The sequence below is a fragment of the Aeromonas sp. FDAARGOS 1402 genome (genome assembly GCF_019046925.1).
GTDB classification, from domain to species: domain Bacteria; phylum Pseudomonadota; class Gammaproteobacteria; order Enterobacterales; family Aeromonadaceae; genus Aeromonas; species Aeromonas caviae.
The window spans coordinates 3,892,399-3,909,776 of the sequence record NZ_CP077201.1 but is presented as its reverse complement, the minus strand read 5'-3'; the positions used below and the strand labels follow the sequence as shown (position 1 = coordinate 3,909,776).

Annotated in this window: 12 protein-coding genes; 5 read left to right on the top strand and 7 right to left on the bottom strand. The window is 60.5% G+C overall.

All coding sequences use genetic code 11. The features are described 5' to 3' along the window. Positions 1-293 precede the first annotated feature (293 nt). Positions 294-1,544: a serine/threonine transporter SstT gene (sstT, locus tag I6L32_RS18380; protein WP_010674901.1), complete on the top strand. Its 1,251-nt coding sequence runs from the start codon at positions 294-296 to the stop codon at positions 1,542-1,544. 734 nt (positions 1,545-2,278) lie between these two features. Here sstT and I6L32_RS18375 read toward each other — a convergent pair. From I6L32_RS18375 to pabB, 3 genes are all read right to left on the bottom strand, one after another. Continuing rightward, positions 2,279-3,577 carry a serine/threonine transporter gene (locus I6L32_RS18375; protein WP_151027678.1) on the bottom strand — a complete coding sequence of 433 codons (1,299 nt, stop codon included), beginning with the start codon at positions 3,575-3,577 and terminating at the stop codon, positions 2,279-2,281. A gap of 215 nt (positions 3,578-3,792) precedes the next feature. Next, entirely contained in the window at positions 3,793-4,359 is a 567-nt protein-coding gene (locus I6L32_RS18370) for a CoA pyrophosphatase (protein ID WP_124244220.1), read from the bottom strand. 43 nt (positions 4,360-4,402) lie between these two features. After that, positions 4,403-5,773, bottom strand: a complete 1,371-nt coding sequence (pabB, locus tag I6L32_RS18365; protein ID WP_216944312.1) for an aminodeoxychorismate synthase component I — start codon at positions 5,771-5,773, stop codon at positions 4,403-4,405. Between the two features lie 210 nt (positions 5,774-5,983). Here pabB and I6L32_RS18360 point away from each other — a divergent pair, with 210 nt between their 5' ends. Continuing rightward, positions 5,984-7,507, top strand: a complete 1,524-nt coding sequence (locus I6L32_RS18360; RefSeq protein WP_010674897.1) for a fumarate hydratase — start codon at positions 5,984-5,986, stop codon at positions 7,505-7,507. Between the two features lie 321 nt (positions 7,508-7,828). Here I6L32_RS18360 and I6L32_RS18355 read toward each other — a convergent pair whose 3' ends face one another. Beyond that, a complete protein-coding gene (locus tag I6L32_RS18355; RefSeq protein WP_216944311.1) occupies positions 7,829-8,308 on the bottom strand; it encodes a cell division inhibitor in 480 nt (159 codons plus the stop codon). Positions 8,309-8,542: 234 nt separating this feature from the next. On the opposite strand from I6L32_RS18355, the gene I6L32_RS18350 reads away from it, so the two are divergent. Further along, positions 8,543-8,740, top strand: coding sequence for a DUF4250 domain-containing protein (locus I6L32_RS18350; protein WP_005323525.1), 198 nt, complete (start codon positions 8,543-8,545; stop codon positions 8,738-8,740). 393 nt (positions 8,741-9,133) lie between these two features. Continuing rightward, the gene (locus I6L32_RS18345; protein ID WP_216944310.1) at positions 9,134-11,608 is read left to right on the top strand and encodes a glycogen/starch/alpha-glucan phosphorylase; all 2,475 of its coding nucleotides are present in this window, start codon (positions 9,134-9,136) and stop codon (positions 11,606-11,608) included. Between the two features lie 64 nt (positions 11,609-11,672). Here I6L32_RS18345 and I6L32_RS18340 read toward each other — a convergent pair whose 3' ends face one another. From I6L32_RS18340 to trxC, 3 genes are all read right to left on the bottom strand, one after another. Beyond that, entirely contained in the window at positions 11,673-12,239 is a 567-nt protein-coding gene (locus tag I6L32_RS18340) for a cytochrome b/b6 domain-containing protein (RefSeq protein WP_254203850.1), read from the bottom strand. A 201-nt stretch (positions 12,240-12,440) separates the two neighbouring features. After that, positions 12,441-13,829: a DASS family sodium-coupled anion symporter gene (locus tag I6L32_RS18335; RefSeq protein WP_216944309.1), complete on the bottom strand. Its 1,389-nt coding sequence runs from the start codon at positions 13,827-13,829 to the stop codon at positions 12,441-12,443. Positions 13,830-13,983: 154 nt separating this feature from the next. After that, the gene (trxC, locus tag I6L32_RS18330; protein WP_042879777.1) at positions 13,984-14,424 is read right to left on the bottom strand and encodes a thioredoxin TrxC; all 441 of its coding nucleotides are present in this window, start codon (positions 14,422-14,424) and stop codon (positions 13,984-13,986) included. Between the two features lie 153 nt (positions 14,425-14,577). Between trxC and I6L32_RS18325 the strand changes: the two genes are divergently transcribed. Continuing rightward, positions 14,578-17,376 (top strand): response regulator, encoded by a 2,799-nt coding sequence (locus I6L32_RS18325; protein WP_041211503.1) that lies wholly within the window; start codon positions 14,578-14,580, stop codon positions 17,374-17,376. The last annotated feature ends 2 nt before the right edge of the window (positions 17,377-17,378 follow it).

Sequence of the window (17,378 nt, the reverse complement as noted above, 5' to 3'; positions counted from 1 at the left end):
TGGCCCAGTGGTGGCCGATGATCGGACTGGTTTGGTGACATTTTGACCGTGGTTGATATTGTGTTATCACATTGTTGTAGATTTTTTGTGAGGTAACCCTGATATTTTTCAGTGATTATGTGGAAAAAAACCATGGCAGATGGGATATTCCTGTCCGCAACCCCACGCGAACGGGACAGATCCACCAGAAGAGCTGCCCACGGCGTCACCGTTAACGGACCGGTGCCAATGCGCGGGGCTGGTTGCCAACAGGACTAATGATTCACGCACCATGAGTGCACAGGGACTACTTGATGACACAACAACACCCCCTCATTCGACTGGTCAACAGCACCAGTCTGGTTAGCCAGATCCTGGTCGGTCTGGTATTCGGTATCCTTCTTGCGATGTTCATGCCCGAGTGGGCCAAGGCGGCGGGTCTGCTCGGCAGCCTGTTCGTCGGCGCCCTGAAGGCCGTGGCGCCGCTGCTGGTCTTCGTGCTGGTGATGTCGGCGATCATCGGCCACAAGCAGGGCCAGAAGACCAACATGAAACCGATCCTGCTGCTCTATGTGCTGGGTACCTTCCTGGCGGCTGCCGTGGCAGTGGTGGCGAGCTTCCTCTTCCCCTCCAACCTGCATCTGGTGGCAGGCGCTACCGAGATCACGCCGCCGGGGGGCATCACGGAAGTGCTGCAGACCCTGCTGTTCAACGTGGTGACCAACCCGGTGAAAGCACTGCTGGAAGCCAACTATATCGGCATCCTGGCCTGGGCCATCGGCCTTGGTATCGCCATGCGTCACGCCAATGAGAGCACCAAATCACTGATTTCCGATGTGTCTCACGGGGTTTCCGCCATCGTCAAGGCCGTGATCCGTTGCGCTCCGCTCGGCATCCTGGGTCTGGTTGCCTCCACCCTGGCTGAAACCGGCTTCGATGCGCTGTTTGGCTATGCCCAGCTGCTGGTGGTACTGATCGGCTGCATGCTGTTCATCGCCTTCGTGGTCAATCCGCTCATCGTCTTCTGGAAGATCAAGCGCAACCCCTATCCCCTGGTGCTGACCTGCCTGAAAGAGAGCGGTGTGACCGCCTTCTTCACCCGCAGCTCCGCCGCCAACATTCCGGTCAACATGGCCCTGGCCGAGAGGCTGCGCCTGCCGGAAGACACCTATGCGGTCTCCATCCCGCTGGGGGCCACCATCAACATGGCCGGCGCCGCCATCACCATTACCGTGCTCTCCATGGCGGCGGTGCATACCCTGGGGATGGAAGTGGACATGGCGACCGCCATTCTGCTCTCCGTCGTCGCCACCATCAGTGCCTGTGGCGCTTCCGGTGTGGCGGGCGGCTCCCTGCTGCTGATCCCGCTGGCGTGCAGCCTGTTCGGTATCAGCAACGACATCGCCATGCAGGTGGTGGCCGTTGGCTTCATCATCGGGGTGTTGCAGGATTCCGCCGAAACGGCCCTCAACAGCTCCACCGACGTGCTGTTCACTGCGGCGGCCTGCATGGCCGAGGATGAGAGCCTGCTGGATGCCGCCCCGGTCCCCAGCCGCGAAGCCTGATCCCCTCAGACGTTCCGCTCTGCACATGCGCCCTCTTCGGAGGGCGCTTTTTATTTGCGCGCGCGTCAGGCGCCCTGCACCTTCTCGCCGTGTCATGGCACTGACAGTGCTCGGATCCCCCTGTGTGATTTCCCGGGAGGGGCCCGTTGGCCGCCTTACGTGTTCTCGCCACCGCCAACAAGCCATTCCCTGTACCCGCGTGCCCGGCACTGCATTCGGCAGGGCATATCGGGCTGTTTGTGCTGTCAGCATGGCGGCCTGTGGCATCCCCTCTGGTGACCGAAGGGGTCATCTGCTCTTCGGACGCTGTACGGGAAGCCCGGTCAAGGCCCTCTCGGCGGTTTGCCTGCGCCCTGTGGCCGGTACTTTCCCTGAGTGCCTCGAAGAAAGGCTCCATTGGGTGGGGGTGTCGGCTCTCTGGGCTAAACCTCGAAGAGAGGGCGTTCCTGGCAAGGACAAGGGCTCTGGTGTTCTGCCTGGCAAGGCCGATGGCGTGCGGCAGATGACGGGATAACGCAGCACGCCTTGGTCGTGTGCCATGGGGAAAGGAATATGAGCGGCAAGCTGTCACCAAGGGGAAAGAGAGTGGGTGAAAGGGCTGTCTCTGATCTGAGGACTCTGATCATCTGAGCTCAGTGCCTGATGATCATAACGAACACAGCCCGGCAGAGAAGATCTGCCGGGCTGTGGGAGGCGTCGGGCCAGATGCTGGTCCGACGGTATCGCAGGAAGGCTTAGCCGACCAGTTGATAGAGGATGGCGGAGATGGCGATGAGGCCCATGGTCGCCACGAAGACGTTGCTGATCTGGCCCTGGTATTTCGCCATGGCCGGAACGCGCTTGATGGCGTACATGGGCATGAGGAACAGGATGGTGGCGATGATGGGGCCACCCAGGGATTCGATCATCCCGAGGATGGAGGGGTTGATCACGGCCACGCCCCACAGGGTCAGGATGAAGAAGGCGATGATGAACAGCTCCACCTTCTTGTGGTTCGGTGCCTTGCCGGAGTTGCGCATGTTCTGGACGATCATCCCTTTCAGACCTTCACGGGCACCCAGATAGTGGCCGAAGAAGGAGGAGACGATGGCCACGAAGGCAACCAGCGGACCGAAGTAGGAGATGATGGGGCTCGCATGCTGGTTGGCCAGGTAGGAGAGCACGGCGATGTTCTGGGACTTGGCTTCTGCCAGCTGGGCCGGCGTCAGGCTCATCACGCAGGAGAAGACGAAGAACATCACGAAGCCCAGCAGGATGATGGCGGTGCGCTTGAGGATGGCGTCGGACTTGGCGACGGCATGCTCACCGTGATCACGGCGCTGGGCCAGGGCGAAGCTGGAGATGGCCGGGCTGTGGTTGAAGGAGAACACCAGCACCGGGATGGTCAGCCACAGGGTGGTGGCGAAGTCCTTGGTGCTCGGCATTTGATTCAGGGCCGCACCGGTCCAGTCCGGGATCAGGTACAGGGAGATGCCCGCCAGAATGGCGATGAGCGGATAGACCAGGAACTCGGTCACTTTCAGCATCAGCTTCTCGCCAGCCAGCATCACGGACATCATGGCCATGATGAGCACGATGGAGAGGATCCAGCGCGGGGGCGGCGTCATCTGCAACTGGTTGACCAGGAAGCTTTCCACCGTGTTGGTGATGCCCACGCCGTAGATCAGCACGATGGGGTAGATGGCGAAGAAGTAGAGCAGGGTGATCAATTTACCGGCACCCACGCCGAAGTGCTCTTCCACCACCTGGGTGATGTCGGCATTGGGCTGCTTGGAGGAAAGCACGAAGCGCGCCAGACCACGGTGGGCCAGGTAGGTCATGGGGCCGACCAGCAGCGCCATCACCACCAGCGGCCAGAAGCCACCCATGCCGGCGTTGATGGGCAGGAACAGGATGCCTGCACCGACGGCGGTACCGAACAGGCTGATCACCCAGGTGGTGTCTTGTTTACTCCAACCGCGAGATTGGACCGAGCTGATTCCTTGCTCCTGTGCGGCTGCAACATCCTGTGCGCCAGTGACAGTATTGGACATGTGTCTCACCCCGAATGTGTGGTTTTAATTAGTCGGCGCAAGAATACTTTCTTTTTAATCAAAAATGTTGATCAAATTCACCTTTGTGCGGCTGAAACCCGTACTTTCTTGTAGAAATGTGATCAAAAGAATAAAAAATCAAAATTTATTTATCAAATGCAGTGTTATTTGAATGTTAACTGGATAATTTCCCACCTCATCATGTTGTCAAAATGTTATGTCGAGATGTGCTGGGCAAGCTGGCGGATCATGCTGGCAGTGGCTCCCCAGATGAAAGATTGCTCCCAAGGGATCCAATAGATGGTGTGACGTCCGTCCGCCCTTGGCAGGCTCAGGGCTATGTGCTGCCCCGGATCCAGCACGTGAGCGAGGGGGACTTCGAAGGCCTGGGCCACCTCGTCCTGGCTCAGGGTCAGCCCGTAGCCTGGGTCGAGCATGGCGAGGACCGGCAGCACATCGTAGCGCGAGACGGTATTGAGAGGGGTGAGGCTGCCGATGATCCGGATCTGGGAGGGGGGAATGCCAAGCTCCTCCTCGGTTTCCCTGAGCGCGGTGTGAATGAGGTCCCGGTCTTCCGGGTCCTGGCGCCCGCCGGGAAAGCTGATCTGTCCCGGGTGGTGGCGCAGGGCGGTGCTGCGGCGCGTCAGCAGCAGATACAGGCCCTCGGGGCGCTCCACAAGGGGGATCAACACGGCGGCAGGTTTGAGCCCGGCCAGTGCCAGGCGATGGGCGGGGGCGGGGCGCTGCAGCAAAAAGCGGGTCAGCAGCTCGGCACTCGTCATCTCCATGGGTCTCCTTGTGTCGGCCCCGCAGGGCCGGATGGGATCAAAGGGTATCGAGCAGTGGCAGGATGCGGGCCACCTTGTCGTAGGTTTCCTGATATTCGGCGTCGGGATCGGAGTCGGCGATGATGCCGCCCCCCGCCCAGCAGTGCAGCTGACCGGCTTCGGCGATCAGGGTACGGATGCAGATGCTGGTATCCATCCTTCCGTGCTGACTCAGATAACCGATGCTGCCGCAGTAGGCATTGCGCCGCACCGGCTCCAGCTCCTCGATGATCTCCATCGCCCGGATCTTGGGAGCCCCTGTGATGGAGCCGCCGGGGAAGCAGGCCCGCAGCAGATCCACTTCTTGCCAGCGCGCATCCAGCTCTCCGTGAATGGTGGAGACCAGGTGATGCACCGCCGGGAAGGATTCCACGGCAAAGAGATGCGGCACAGTGACCGATCCCGGCCGGCTCACCCGGCCGATGTCGTTGCGCAGCAGATCGACGATCATCAGGTTCTCCGATCTGTCCTTGTCGGCGTTGGCGAGTGACTCGGCCACCCTGGCATCCTGGGCGGGATCCGGGTGGCGAGGCCGGGTGCCCTTGATGGGCTTGGTCTCGATATGGCGCTTGTCGAGCAGCAGGAAACGCTCCGGGGAGAGGCTCAGAATGGCGCTGTGCGGCAGGCGGATAAAGGCGGAGAACGGCGCCTTGTTGGCGGCGCTCAGGGCGAGATAGGCGGACCATTCATCCCCCTGATAAGGGGCGCTGAAGCGCTGGGTCAGGTTGATCTGGTAACAATCCCCCGCCGCCAGATAGGCCTGGATACGGGCAAACTTGTCTCCGTATTCGGCCCGCGTCATGTTGCTCTGCCAGGGGCCGGTCAGGCGAAGGGGGAGGGGGGGTCGTTCGCGCTGCGCCATCAGCCAGTCGAGCCTGCGGGCGAGGCCGGCGTCATCACCCCAGTGGGCCAGTTGCCAGTGTCCCGTCGCGACATTTCGCAGCAGCGCCCAGTCGTAGATCCCGACCGCCATGTCGGGCACCTGGATGTCCTGTTGCGCCACTGCGGGTAGACGCTCGAATCGTCGGCCCAGATCGTAGCCAAAGAGTCCCAGGGCACCCCCGATGAACGGCAATCCCGAGTCATCCTCAACGCGCTCCCCAAGCAGGGCTCGCTGGGTCTTGGCGAGCAGGGCGAGGGGATCGCCGTCATGATGGTGCTGGTGGTTATCCCGGGTGAGGCAGGTGCTGGTACCCCGGGTTTCCAGGGTGGCAAGCGGATCGGCGCTGATGATGTCAAAACCGTTGTCAGCCCCCAGGGGGCCGGCGGATTCCAGCAGGATGGCCCAGGGTTGGTGTTGCAGGCAGGCGAACCAGGTGTGGAGCGAGGCCTGCGGGTCGAAATGGTGGATATTCAGTCTTGGTTTCATTTTTTGTTACATAGGCAACAGTTTGCGCCCGGCTCCCTAGCCGGTTCGGGTGGTCAAGCGTATCATGGCCGCCGGCATTTTTAAGAAAAACACCGTTATAAAAACACGCCGCAGTCTGCCGGCTCCAGGTGCATTTGCCACCTGCCGAAGGCCCGGCTCATATGGAAGCCCTTGCTCGCGCAAGCGATAACAAGGACCAGTGAGGATGATATGAGCATCATTAGAAAACAGGACTTTATCGATTCCATTGCTGACGCCCTGCAGTACATCTCCTTCTACCACCCCCTCGATTTCGTGCAGGCCGCCAAGGCCGCCTATGACCGCGAGATCAACCCGGCCGCCAAGGATGCCCTGGCCCAGATCCTGATCAACTCCCGCATGTCTGCCGAAGGTCATCGCCCGCTCTGTCAGGATACCGGTATCGTCACCTGCTTCGTCAAGATCGGCATGCAGGTACAGTGGGACAGCGACATGACGGTCCAGGAGATGGTGGATGAGGGCACCCGCCGCGCCTATACCAATCCGGACAACCCGCTGCGCGCCTCCGTGCTGGCGGATCCGGCCGGCAGCCGCAAGAACACCAAAGACAATGCCCCCGCTGTCGTGCACATCGACATGATCCCGGGCAACAAGGTGGAAGTGAGTATCGCGGCCAAGGGCGGCGGCTCCGAAAACAAATCGAAGATGGTGATGCTCAATCCCTCCGACGACATCGTGGAGTGGGTGCTCAAGACGGTGCCGACCATGGGGGCTGGCTGGTGCCCGCCCGGCATGCTCGGCATCGGCATCGGCGGCACCGCCGAGAAGGCGGCGGTGCTCGCCAAGGAAGCTCTGATGGAGCACATCGACATCCAGGAGCTGATTGCCCGTGGTCCCGAGACCACCGAAGAGAAGCTGAGGGTCGAGCTCTATGACAAGGTCAACAAGCTCGGGATCGGTGCCCAGGGGCTGGGCGGCCTGACCACGGTGCTGGATGTGAAGGTGAAATCCGCACCGACTCACGCCGCCTCCAAGCCCGTGGTGATGATCCCCAACTGCGCCGCCACCCGTCACGTGCATTTCGAACTCGATGGCTCCGGCCCGGCGGAGCTGACACCCCCCAGGCTGGAAGACTGGCCGGAGATCACCCGTGAGTCCGGTGGCAATGTGCGCCGGGTCAACGTGGATGGTATCACCAAGGCAGAGCTTGCCAGCTGGAAGAGCGGCGATACCGTGCTGCTCTCCGGCAAGATCCTGACCGGCCGCGACGCCGCCCACAAGCGCATCGCCGACATGCTGAAAAAAGGTGAAGGACTGCCCGAAGGGGTCGATTTCACCAACCGCTTCATCTATTACGTGGGCCCGGTCGATGCGGTACGTGACGAGGTGGTCGGCCCGGCTGGCCCCACCACGTCCACCCGGATGGACAAATTCACCGACATGATGCTGGGAGAAACCGGCCTCATCGGCATGATCGGCAAGTCCGAGCGCGGCCCCAAGACGGTCGAGAGCATCAAGCAGCACCAGGCTGTCTACCTGATGGCGGTGGGCGGCGCCGCCTATCTGGTGGCGAAAGCCATCAAGAAGGCGCGCGTGGTGGCCTTTGCCGATCTGGGGATGGAGGCCATCTACGAGTTCGAGGTGGAAGACATGCCGGTCACCGTGGCGGTCGATTCCCAGGGCAACAACATCCACGAGACCGGCCCGGCCTACTGGTCCGCCAAGATTGCCGAGCTGGAGACCAAGCTGGCTTGATCAATCGGGCTTCGATGCAAACGCAGAGCGATTAGCCCCCGTACAGCAGCATGTTGAAAGGCGACCCTCGGGTCGCCTTTTTTGCGGGTCCATTTGACGGTCTGGGCCTGAGCAAATTTACTGCTGCTGTGCTGCTGTGCTGCTGTGCTGCTGTGCTGCTGTGCTGCTGTGCTGCTGTGCTGCTGTGCTGCTGTGCTGCTGTGCTGCTGTGCTGCTGTGCTGCTGTGCTGCTTTGTCTTTGTCGTCATGGCATCCCGGGTCGGAAGCCTGGATAACCCGGTGGGCAATGCCGGCGCATTGGCTGTTACGCCGAAGGGGCGATCAGTGGTTCAGGTAGATATCCTGGCCGCCGTAGCTCAGTGCCCCACCCAGAGGGGTTGCGGGCTCGAAGAAGCGGGTCAGGACACCGGCACGCTGGCCCAGGGTGCTCAATGTGCTCCGGTCCAGAGCGACCTGTTCGGGCAGCCAGGTCAGCACGGCGGCACAGTGACCATTCATCAGGCTCTGCTCCAGCAGGCGCTGCCAATTCTTGATCTTGGGGGCGTGCACGACAAGCACCCTGGCAGGATTGATCCCTCTGGCCTGCAATTGCTCGGCGGCGGGCAGACCTGGCGGGGCGACGAGCAGGATCCAGCCACTGTCAGACTGACTCAGTTGCCCCAGGGCATCCAGCAGCGGCGCTTCCTGATGGAGAGGGCCGCGCCGCTGCTCTTGTCCCATCTTGCTCTGATGGCGAGTGGGCCAGGTGGTGATCAGACCGGCAGAGGAGGAAGGGGGGCAAAGATTCAGGGGCTGGCTCATATGTCGTTCCTGTATGAATAACCATGCTGTATGTGTATACAGTAGTTCTGTTCGCAAGGAGTGACAAGTCATTTGTGGCTAAAAATGTGAGCCGATTAACAGGGGATGATTTTAACTACATGATTAAAAAGGATATTTATATCTTCCTTATACAGGGTGTTTTTTAACCTGTAGACAAACTTCGGGTCGGCGCTCATGGTTATACAGTCCTGTATAGGGAGAGGAGGGAGCGAGATGGACGTCAGTACCTTGCAACGACTGGATGCGAACATTCTGCTCGGGATCATCAACGAGAAGCTGCGGTTGGAGTGTGATGGTCTGGAAGAGCTGCTGGCTTACTACGACATGACAGAAGATCAGCTGGCTACCCGTCTGCAACAGATCGGGTATCACTACGACCCCATGAGCAATCAGTTCAAGGCGCATGGTTAATTGAAATCAAAGGGTGCTCCGATTGGGGCATCCTTTTTATTACCTGACGAGGAGGTGTGAATTGAAAACGCTTTCAATTTCTCCCTAGTCGGCGGTTATTTTCACGTATTTTCAGTCACAGGCAATCATTGAAAACCTATTCATAAAACTATCTTTTTTGTTTTCATGTATCACCATGATTTAAAACGAAATTTATATTTCATTCAGACTGGCTCAAGGAAAGGGTTTTCATGGTGAAACTGTCATTTTTATGCGTTAAAGTGTGACTCACGTTAACTTTTAAACCCTTGGCTTTAGCTAGTATGCCCCCGCCGGAGCATATTCTGAGATAACAACAGCGCCGGTCCCCCCGATGGGATGACATTTTTTATTTGTAACGAAGGAAAATGGTTTATGGCTACCAAGAAGAAGACAGACCAGGATCTCCAACTGGATAAAGATCAGCTCAAGGCGAGTATCGTGCGTCACCTGCGTTCTACCTTGGGTACAAGCGAACAGAAAGCCTCTCCGGATGCCTGGTGGAAAGCGACCGCTGCCGCCGTCAATGAACAGGTGTACGAGCGCCTGACCCGTACTCAGCAGACTCACTTCAAGAAAGATACTCGTGCGATTCACTATCTCTCTGCTGAATTTTTGATGGGGCGTTTGACCTCCAACAACCTGCACAACCTCTCCCTCTACAAAGTCTGTGAAGAGGCGCTGGGTGAACTCGGTCTGGAACTGACCGATCTGTGTGAACAAGAGCCTGACATGGCCCTTGGCAACGGCGGCCTGGGTCGTCTGGCTGCCTGTTTCATCGATTCCCTGGCCACTCTGAACTACCCGGCGGTGGGCTATGGCATCCACTACGAGCACGGCCTGTTCCGTCAGGAAATTCAGGATGGCCGTCAGATCGAGCGTCCGGACTCCTGGCGCGAATATGGCAACCCCTGGGAGATCTGCCGCCCGGAATCGGTGCAGGAGATCCCGCTCTACGGCTACGTGGAGACCGTCTTTGGTGACAAGGGTGGCCTGAAGAAGGTGTGGCACGCCGGTCGCAAGATCAAAGGGGTGCCCTGGGACATTCCGGTGGTCGGCTTCGGTGGTCACACCGTCAACATCCTGCGTCTGTGGGAATCCCGCGCCTCCGAGTTCTTCGACTGGGACGTGTTCAACGCCGGTGGTTATATCGACTCCCAGGCCGAAAAGGCCCAGGCCGAGACCATCTCCAAGGTGCTCTACCCGAACGATGAGACCGACGCCGGCAAGGAGCTGCGCCTTATCCAGCAGTACTTCTTCTGCGCCTGCTCCATCAAGGACATCATGCGTCGCTACAAGCGGGTGCATGGCAGTGACTTCAGCAACTTTGCCGCGCAAATCGCCATCCAGCTCAACGATACCCACCCCACCGTGGCCATCCCCGAGCTGATGCGCGTGCTGGTGGACGAAGAGGGGCTGAACTGGGATACCGCCTGGGGCATCTGCTATCAGGTCTTCTCCTACACCAACCACACCCTGCTGCCGGAAGCGCTGGAGAAGTGGTCCGTCAGCCTGTTCGAGAAGGTACTGCCGCGCCATCTCGAGATCATTTACGAAATCAACGCCCGTTTCCTGAACGAGCTGGTGGAGCCCAAGTGGCCGGGCAACGATGCCATCAAGGCCAAGCTCTCCATCATCGAAGAGGGTGACGTGCGCAAGGTGCGCATGGGCAACCTGTGCGTCATCGGCTCCTCCAAGGTGAACGGTGTGGCCGAGATCCACTCCAAGCTGGTAAAGGAAGATCTCTTCCCCGAGTATGCCGAGCTGTGGCCCGAGAAGATGTGCAACGTCACCAACGGCGTGACTCCCCGTCGCTGGCTGCTGGCCTGCAACCCGGAACTGGCCGAACTCTACAACGAGGTGGTGGGCAAGGAGTGGCCGCTGCAACTGGACAAGCTGCGCAGCGTGGTGAAGTTTGCCGACGACAAGGCGTTCCAGCAGCAGTTCATGACCATCAAGCGCCACAACAAAGAGAAGCTGGTCAAGGTCATCAAGGCGGAAACCGGCATCGACGTGAGCGCGGAGGCGATCTTCGACGTCCAGATCAAGCGTCTGCATGAGTACAAGCGCCAGCAGCTGAACCTCATCCACATCATGGCGCTCTACCGTCGCCTGCTGGCGAACCCGGACTATGACATGCATCCGCGGGTGTTCATCTTCGGCTCCAAGGCGGCGCCCGGTTACAAGCTGGCCAAGGACATCATCTACGCCATCAACAAGCTGGCGGAGCGGGTCAACAACGACGCCCGTATCCAGGGCAAGCTGAAAGTGGTGTTCATGCCGAACTACCGCGTGAGCCTTGCCGAGAAGCTGATCCCGGCGGCGGATGTCTCCGAGCAGATCTCCACCGCAGGTTACGAAGCATCCGGTACCGGCAACATGAAGATGGCGCTGAACGGTGCCATCACCATCGGGACGCTGGATGGAGCCAACATCGAGATCGCCGAAGAGGCGGGTGCCGAGAACTGCGCCATCTTCGGTCTGAACGTGGACGAGGTGAAGTCCCTGAAGTCGCGCGGCTACAACCCGTATGACTTCTACTACGCCAACTCCGAACTGAAAGCCGTGCTGGACTGGTTTGATACCGACTACTTCACGCCGGGTCGCCCGGGGGAGCTCTCCTCCATCAAGCGTTCCCTGCTGGAAGGGGGAGACCCTTACCTGACCCTGGCCGATTTCGAGTCCTACTCCGAGGCGCACAAGCTGATCGACGCCTGGTACCGGGATCCGGCCCTGTGGGCGAAGAAAGCCATCATCAACTCGGCCACCATGGGCAAGTTCAACTCCGACCGCTCCATCCAGGATTACGTAGACCGGATCTGGAAATTGACGAGCTGCAACGTCGGCTGATGTCTGCTCCTGTGAAAAACCCCGCGATGCGGGGTTTTTTTTCATCTGTCGGGTTGAGGGAGGCTCAGGGCATGTCGACCACCCGGGTGTCCGCCGGCACCCGTTTCTTGCCGGTGATCATCGCCCTGACGAGATCGCCCCGTACCAGACGATCCAGGGCGATGACGGCCAGTACATGGACGAAGATGGCCACCTGCAGCCCCTTGGCAAAGAACTCGTGGATCTCTTCCATGCGATGGGTGCCGGAGAGCGGCCCGTATTCGGTCATGATCCCGCTGGCGGCGGTGCCGACAAGGCAGGTCAACAGCAGCAGTATCATCAAGGACCCCAAAGGATTGTGACCGGCGTAGTAGGGATGGCGCCCCTTGATCGTCTCCTTGAGATAGGTGATGACGCCGGTCGGTGTCGGCAGCCACTGGGCGAAGCGGGCATGATAGGAGCCGATGAAACCCCATACGATGCGCAGTACCAGCAGTCCGGCCAGCGCATATCCCGCATAGCGGTGGTTGCGCGCTCCCTCTTCAAGGATGAAGAGATTCAGCACGCACAACAGCACAGTGGCCCAGTGAAATCCCCTGACCACCGGATCCCATACCTTGATTTCACGGTTGTTCTGCATCGTCTCACCCATGAGGTGATCCCTTTGTCGTGATGTCCATGATCATCGCCATCGTCAGCCATGGCTGCGTGATGGCCGTTGTCAGCATCATGGAGGCGATTTCTTAAGTGCGAGTTAATGTCGCCGTGATGTCACGGGTAGGGAGAGCGGTGGTGTCGGGGCGAGAAAAAGCCCCGGCGATGCGGGGCTTGGAGGGGCATTAGGGGGCGAACCTCAGTGGAGGATATCCCCCATGAAATAGGCCAGCATGGTCAGGATGACGGTGAACACCAGGTTCAGTACCAGGCCGGCCCGCATCATCTCCCGCTGCTGGATATGGCCGCTGGCGAAGACGATAGCGTTGGGGGGCGTGGCCACCGGCAGCATGAAGGCACAGGAGGCGCCGACGGCGATCAGCACGGAGACCACGATGGGGGAGACCCCCAGTGCCTCGGCCACCCCGGCGAACAGCGGCACCAGCAGCGCGGCGGTGGCGGTGTTGGAGACCAGCTCGGTCAGGAACACCACGAAGGCGGCCAGGCAGAGCAGGATCACGAAGATGGGCATGGAGGAGAGCCCGCTGGAGAGGTGCTCCGCCAGGAAGGCGTTGGCCCCGGTCTGCTTGAGGATGGCGCTCAAGGTGAGACCACCCCCGAACAGCAGCAGCACGCCCCAGTCGGTGTTCTGGTTGATGTCATCCCAGCTGGCGACCCGGCTGACGGCGATGGCCAGGATGGCGCCCATGGCGATCAGGGTATCGAACTGGGGAATGCCGCCCAGTGCCTTGGCAAGAGGCTGGGATCCAATCCACAGCAGCACCGTGGTCAGGAAGATGGCCAGGGTCACTTTGCGCTGACCTGTCCACTCGATGGTGACCTGCTCGGTGCTCACCTGGTGGGAGAGATTGGGACGGGTCACCCAGTAGAGCAGGCCGATGCCCACCGGCATGAAGATGATCACCACGGGGATGCCGAACTCCAGCCAGTCGGTGAAGCCCAAGCCCATCTGGGCGGCGGCGATGGCATTGGGGGGGCTGCCCACCAGTGTGCCGATGCCACCGATGCTGGCGCTATAGGCGACGCCAAGCAGCACGAAGACCAGGGTGCGGCGCTCCTTGTGAACGTCCAGCCCCTTCAGCATGCCGAGGGCCAGCGGCATCATCATGGCCGCGGTGGCGGTGTTGCTGATCCACATGGAGAGGGCGGCCGTGATGGTGAAGAGCACGATGGAAGCCCAGCCCAGGTGTCCCTTGGCGAGCTGCATCACCTTGCCGGCGATCTGGGTGTCGAGTCCCTGCTTGAAGAGGGCTGCCGCGAGGGCAAAGCCGCCAAAAAAGAGGAACAGGACGGGGTTGGCAAAGTCGGTCAGCGACTTGCTCATGTCGAACACCCCGAGCAGGGTGGCGAGCACCGGGATGGAGATGGCGGTGATGGTGATGTTCACCGCCTCGGTCAGCCAGAGGATGGCGATGAAGATCAGGATGGCCAGCCCCTTGTTGACCATGGGGTCAAACGGGAGCCATGCCAGCATGGCGCAGAGCAGGAGCAGATCCAGGATGACGATCCCGGACTTGATGTCCAGCCAGCGTGAGGGGGGAGTCGTAGGTACAGCCGATGTGTGCATAACGTTCTCTCGGTTAATTTATGGTTGTTGTTGTGATGCCGAGGTTACATTTATCCCCCTGTTTGAAACAGGGGGATATGGTCAAATCATGTGGCGACTCACAGAGTCAAGTGAAAATGGATCTTCAATCAAACAGAAATGAAACATTTTGTTTTCATTTGACGGGGGAGGTGAAGGAGAGCAGCCACTCCTTGAACAGGCTCTTGGGCAGGGCGCCGCTGCGCTGTGCCAGGATCTCCCCCCGCTGGAAGACCATGAGGGTAGGAATGCTGCGGATGCCATAGCGACCTGCGATGGCGGCCTCCTGCTCGGTGTCGAGTTTCACGAAGCGAAGGCGGGGCTCAAGCTCCCGGGCGACCTCCTGAAAGACGGGGGCAAACTGCAGGCAGGGGCCACACCAGCTTGCCCAAAAGTCCACCACCACCGGGATGTCGGACTGGATCAGGGCATCGAAGCTGGCCTGACGCCCTGCCACCGGGGTTTGTTCGAAGAGGGCGTGACGGCAGCGGCCGCACTTCGCATTTGAGTCTGCTTTTTCAACAGGCAGGCGGTTGCGGGTAAAGCATTGGCTACAATAGGTGGTGACAAGTGACATAATTGCTTCCTTATTTCATGGCCCGGCAACATCTTTATTGCAATCAGAGCGCCGACTAACGGTAACATAGCACTCAGTGGTTTTTCACAGTTGGCCTCCGGCCGTGACCTGATGTCACCGGATGGCCGACCATGACATGAGAATCGAGACGGGATGAAGAGTGTTGCACGGGCCAATCGTGTTGTCTTTGGCCTTATCATCGTATCGCTGGTGGGCTTTTCTGCCTATTGCTGGCAGTTGCTCAGCCAGCAGCAGCGTGCCTTCGATTTGAGCGTGGCGGCTGAGATGGTGCTCAATCGGGTCAATACCGATACCGTCTATCTGCTGGGGCGCGAGAAGGCCAGCGATGGCAGCGTACAGCAACGCCTGAGCCTGCTTTCCAGTCACCTGGACAGGTTCGTCAGGCTGGTGCACGAGGATCCGGAGTCGGTGGACGACCCCGGCTCCCAGGCGTTGCAGCGGGACATCGACGGTTATCTGCTGGATCTCGCCAGGCTCTACACCATGGAGATGACCATCGAGTATCTGGCTCCCCGCTTCCAGGGCCAGCTCAAGGCGTTGCAAGGCACCCTGCCGGTCGGTGAGGCGCAGTACCGCGACCTGACCGAACTCATGCGCCTGCACCACTACCTCAGACGCAGCTGGGATCAGAACGAGCAGCGGCAACTGTTGCAACTCCAGCAGCACCTGCTTGACCGCTATGGCGAGCAGCCGAGGGTCGCGGCCCTCGTTCGGCTGGGCCAGGAGTTCAATCAGCAGGTGATGGAGTACCATCGCCTGCGCAATCAGGTGGTGGAGATGAAGGGGCTGAGCTCGCTGCCCGCCTGGAAGCAGAGCAAGCTGGAGCGGGCCTCCTCCCTCAAGAGCCGCTTCTACCTGATGGTGCTGGGGGGGGCGCTGCTCTGCTTCTCGCTGGTGGCCGCGACCCTGTGGCGCCGCAACCAGAAGCTGAGCGAGCTCTCACGCCATGCCGCGCTGCTGGCCCAGGCCAAGAGCGACTTCCTGGCCAACATGAGCCACGAGATCCGCACCCCCATGAATGCCATCATCGGCTTCAGCGCCCTGGCACTGCAAACCAGCCTGGATCCCCAGCAGCGGGACTATCTCAACAAGATCAAATCCTCGTCGGATACCTTGCTGCTGCTCATCAACGACATCCTGGATCTCACCAAGGTGGAGTCCGGCAAGCTGACCCTGGAGGAGATCGACTTCGATCTCAGCGAGCAGCTCGACTCCCTCGCCGCCATGTTCGCGGATCTGGCGGAGCGCAAGCACATCGAGGTCATCATCAACAAGTCCCCCGCCGTGCCCGACTTCCTGCGCGGGGATCCGCTGCGCCTCGGTCAGGTACTGGTCAATCTGGTGAACAATGCCATCAAGTTCACCGAGCGGGGCGAGGTGGAGGTGGCCATCACCCTCACCAGCCAGCATCCCATGCGGGTCTGTTTCAGCGTGCGGGATACCGGCATCGGCATCGCCCCGGAGAAACAGGCCCAGCTGTTCCAGCCCTTTACCCAGCTGGAGGCGGGCAATACCCGCAAATATGGCGGCTCCGGGCTTGGCCTCAACATCTCCCAGCGCCTGGTGGGGCTGATGGGCGGGGAGATCACCGTGCAGAGCAAGCCCGGGGTGGGCTCCACCTTCCTGTTCGAGATCCCCATCTCCCAGGCGGTGTACGGGGTCTCGGGGCGCAGGGTCTTCTTCGATCACCAGCCCCTGATCCTGATGATGGATGACAACGAGCTGGTGCTGGAACTGGCCAAGGACATCCTGGGGCGGGCGGGGGCGTCCGTCATCACGGTCAACAGCCTCTCCCGCGCCCGTCAGGTGCTGCGGGAAGAGGGGCATCACATCCGCCTCGCCATCCTCGACTGGCGCATGGGTCAGGAGGATGGCCTGGACTTGGCCCTCGAGATGTACCAGCACAGCCAGTGGCGGCGCCTGCCTGTCCTGATGACCAGCGCCTGGTCCAGGGAGGGGCTGCACGGACGCATGGAGAGCATGGGACTGACCCATTTCCTGGCCAAACCCATGACCGAAAACGCCTTGCTGGCCAAGGTGGACGAACTGCTCAACGGCAGCTCCCATGACAGCAAGGTCCGCCAGGCGGAGGCCCAGGGGGATCAGCAGCAGTTCCGGGAGCTGCTGCGCGGTACCCGGGTGCTGCTGGCCGAGGACAACCGGGTCAACCAGCAGCTCATTCTGGAGTACCTGCGCCGGGTGGAGGCCAAGGTCACCGTGGTGGATAACGGCCGCGAGGCGGTGGAGCAGGTAGCGGAGCAGCCGTTCGACGTCATCCTGATGGATCTGCAGATGCCGGTGCTGGACGGGCTGGATGCCACCCGCCAGATCCGCAAGATGGTGGACAAGCACGATGTGCCCATCATCGCCCTCACCGCCAGCGCCATGCCGGGGGACAGGGAGCGCTGCCTTGGCGTCGGCATGAACGGCTATGTCACCAAGCCGGTGAGCAAGCTTGATCTCTACAACAACCTGCTGCAATGGGTGAAGAGCAGCGGCGGGGAGCCCAAGGTGCCCATCGAGGTCAAGCCACCTGCCCTCATGGGCGTGCTGGATCTGGAGGATGCCCTGCGCCGGCTGGAGCATGACAGGGAGGCGCTGCAGATCCTCTTCAAGCTGTTCCTCTCCGAGCACAAGGACGATCTGTGGGACATCCGCACCGCCCTGCGTCGCCAGCAGCCCGAAGTGGCGTGCCGGTTGCTGCATACCCTGAAGGGGGTCTCGGCCAACATCTCCGCTTCCCGCCTGCAACTGCTGGCCGGGGAGCTGGAGTGGCGGCTGCGGCTGCAGGAGGAGCTGAGCGAGGGGGAGCTCAACCAGTTGCAGCAGGTCTTTACCCAGACCCGGGAGGAAGTCTCCCACTTCCTGCTCACCGGGGAGCAGCAGGAGTCGGTCGCCTTCCCGTTCTCGCCCCCCGACAAGCGGCTCTGAGG

Bases quoted from the DNA above. Each gene is read 5' to 3' on its own strand.
- sstT (WP_010674901.1), top strand. From the start codon at position 294: ATGACACAACAACACCCCCTCATTCGACTGGTCAACAGCACCAGTCTG.
- I6L32_RS18375 (WP_151027678.1), bottom strand. From the start codon at position 3,577: ATGTCCAATACTGTCACTGGCGCACAGGATGTTGCAGCCGCACAGGAG.
- I6L32_RS18370 (WP_124244220.1), bottom strand. From the start codon at position 4,359: ATGACGAGTGCCGAGCTGCTGACCCGCTTTTTGCTGCAGCGCCCCGCC.
- pabB (WP_216944312.1), bottom strand. From the start codon at position 5,773: ATGAAACCAAGACTGAATATCCACCATTTCGACCCGCAGGCCTCGCTC.
- I6L32_RS18360 (WP_010674897.1), top strand. From the start codon at position 5,984: ATGAGCATCATTAGAAAACAGGACTTTATCGATTCCATTGCTGACGCC.
- I6L32_RS18355 (WP_216944311.1), bottom strand. From the start codon at position 8,308: ATGAGCCAGCCCCTGAATCTTTGCCCCCCTTCCTCCTCTGCCGGTCTG.
- I6L32_RS18350 (WP_005323525.1), top strand. From the start codon at position 8,543: ATGGACGTCAGTACCTTGCAACGACTGGATGCGAACATTCTGCTCGGG.
- I6L32_RS18345 (WP_216944310.1), top strand. From the start codon at position 9,134: ATGGCTACCAAGAAGAAGACAGACCAGGATCTCCAACTGGATAAAGAT.
- I6L32_RS18340 (WP_254203850.1), bottom strand. From the start codon at position 12,239: ATGGGTGAGACGATGCAGAACAACCGTGAAATCAAGGTATGGGATCCG.
- I6L32_RS18335 (WP_216944309.1), bottom strand. From the start codon at position 13,829: ATGCACACATCGGCTGTACCTACGACTCCCCCCTCACGCTGGCTGGAC.
- trxC (WP_042879777.1), bottom strand. From the start codon at position 14,424: ATGTCACTTGTCACCACCTATTGTAGCCAATGCTTTACCCGCAACCGC.
- I6L32_RS18325 (WP_041211503.1), top strand. From the start codon at position 14,578: ATGAAGAGTGTTGCACGGGCCAATCGTGTTGTCTTTGGCCTTATCATC.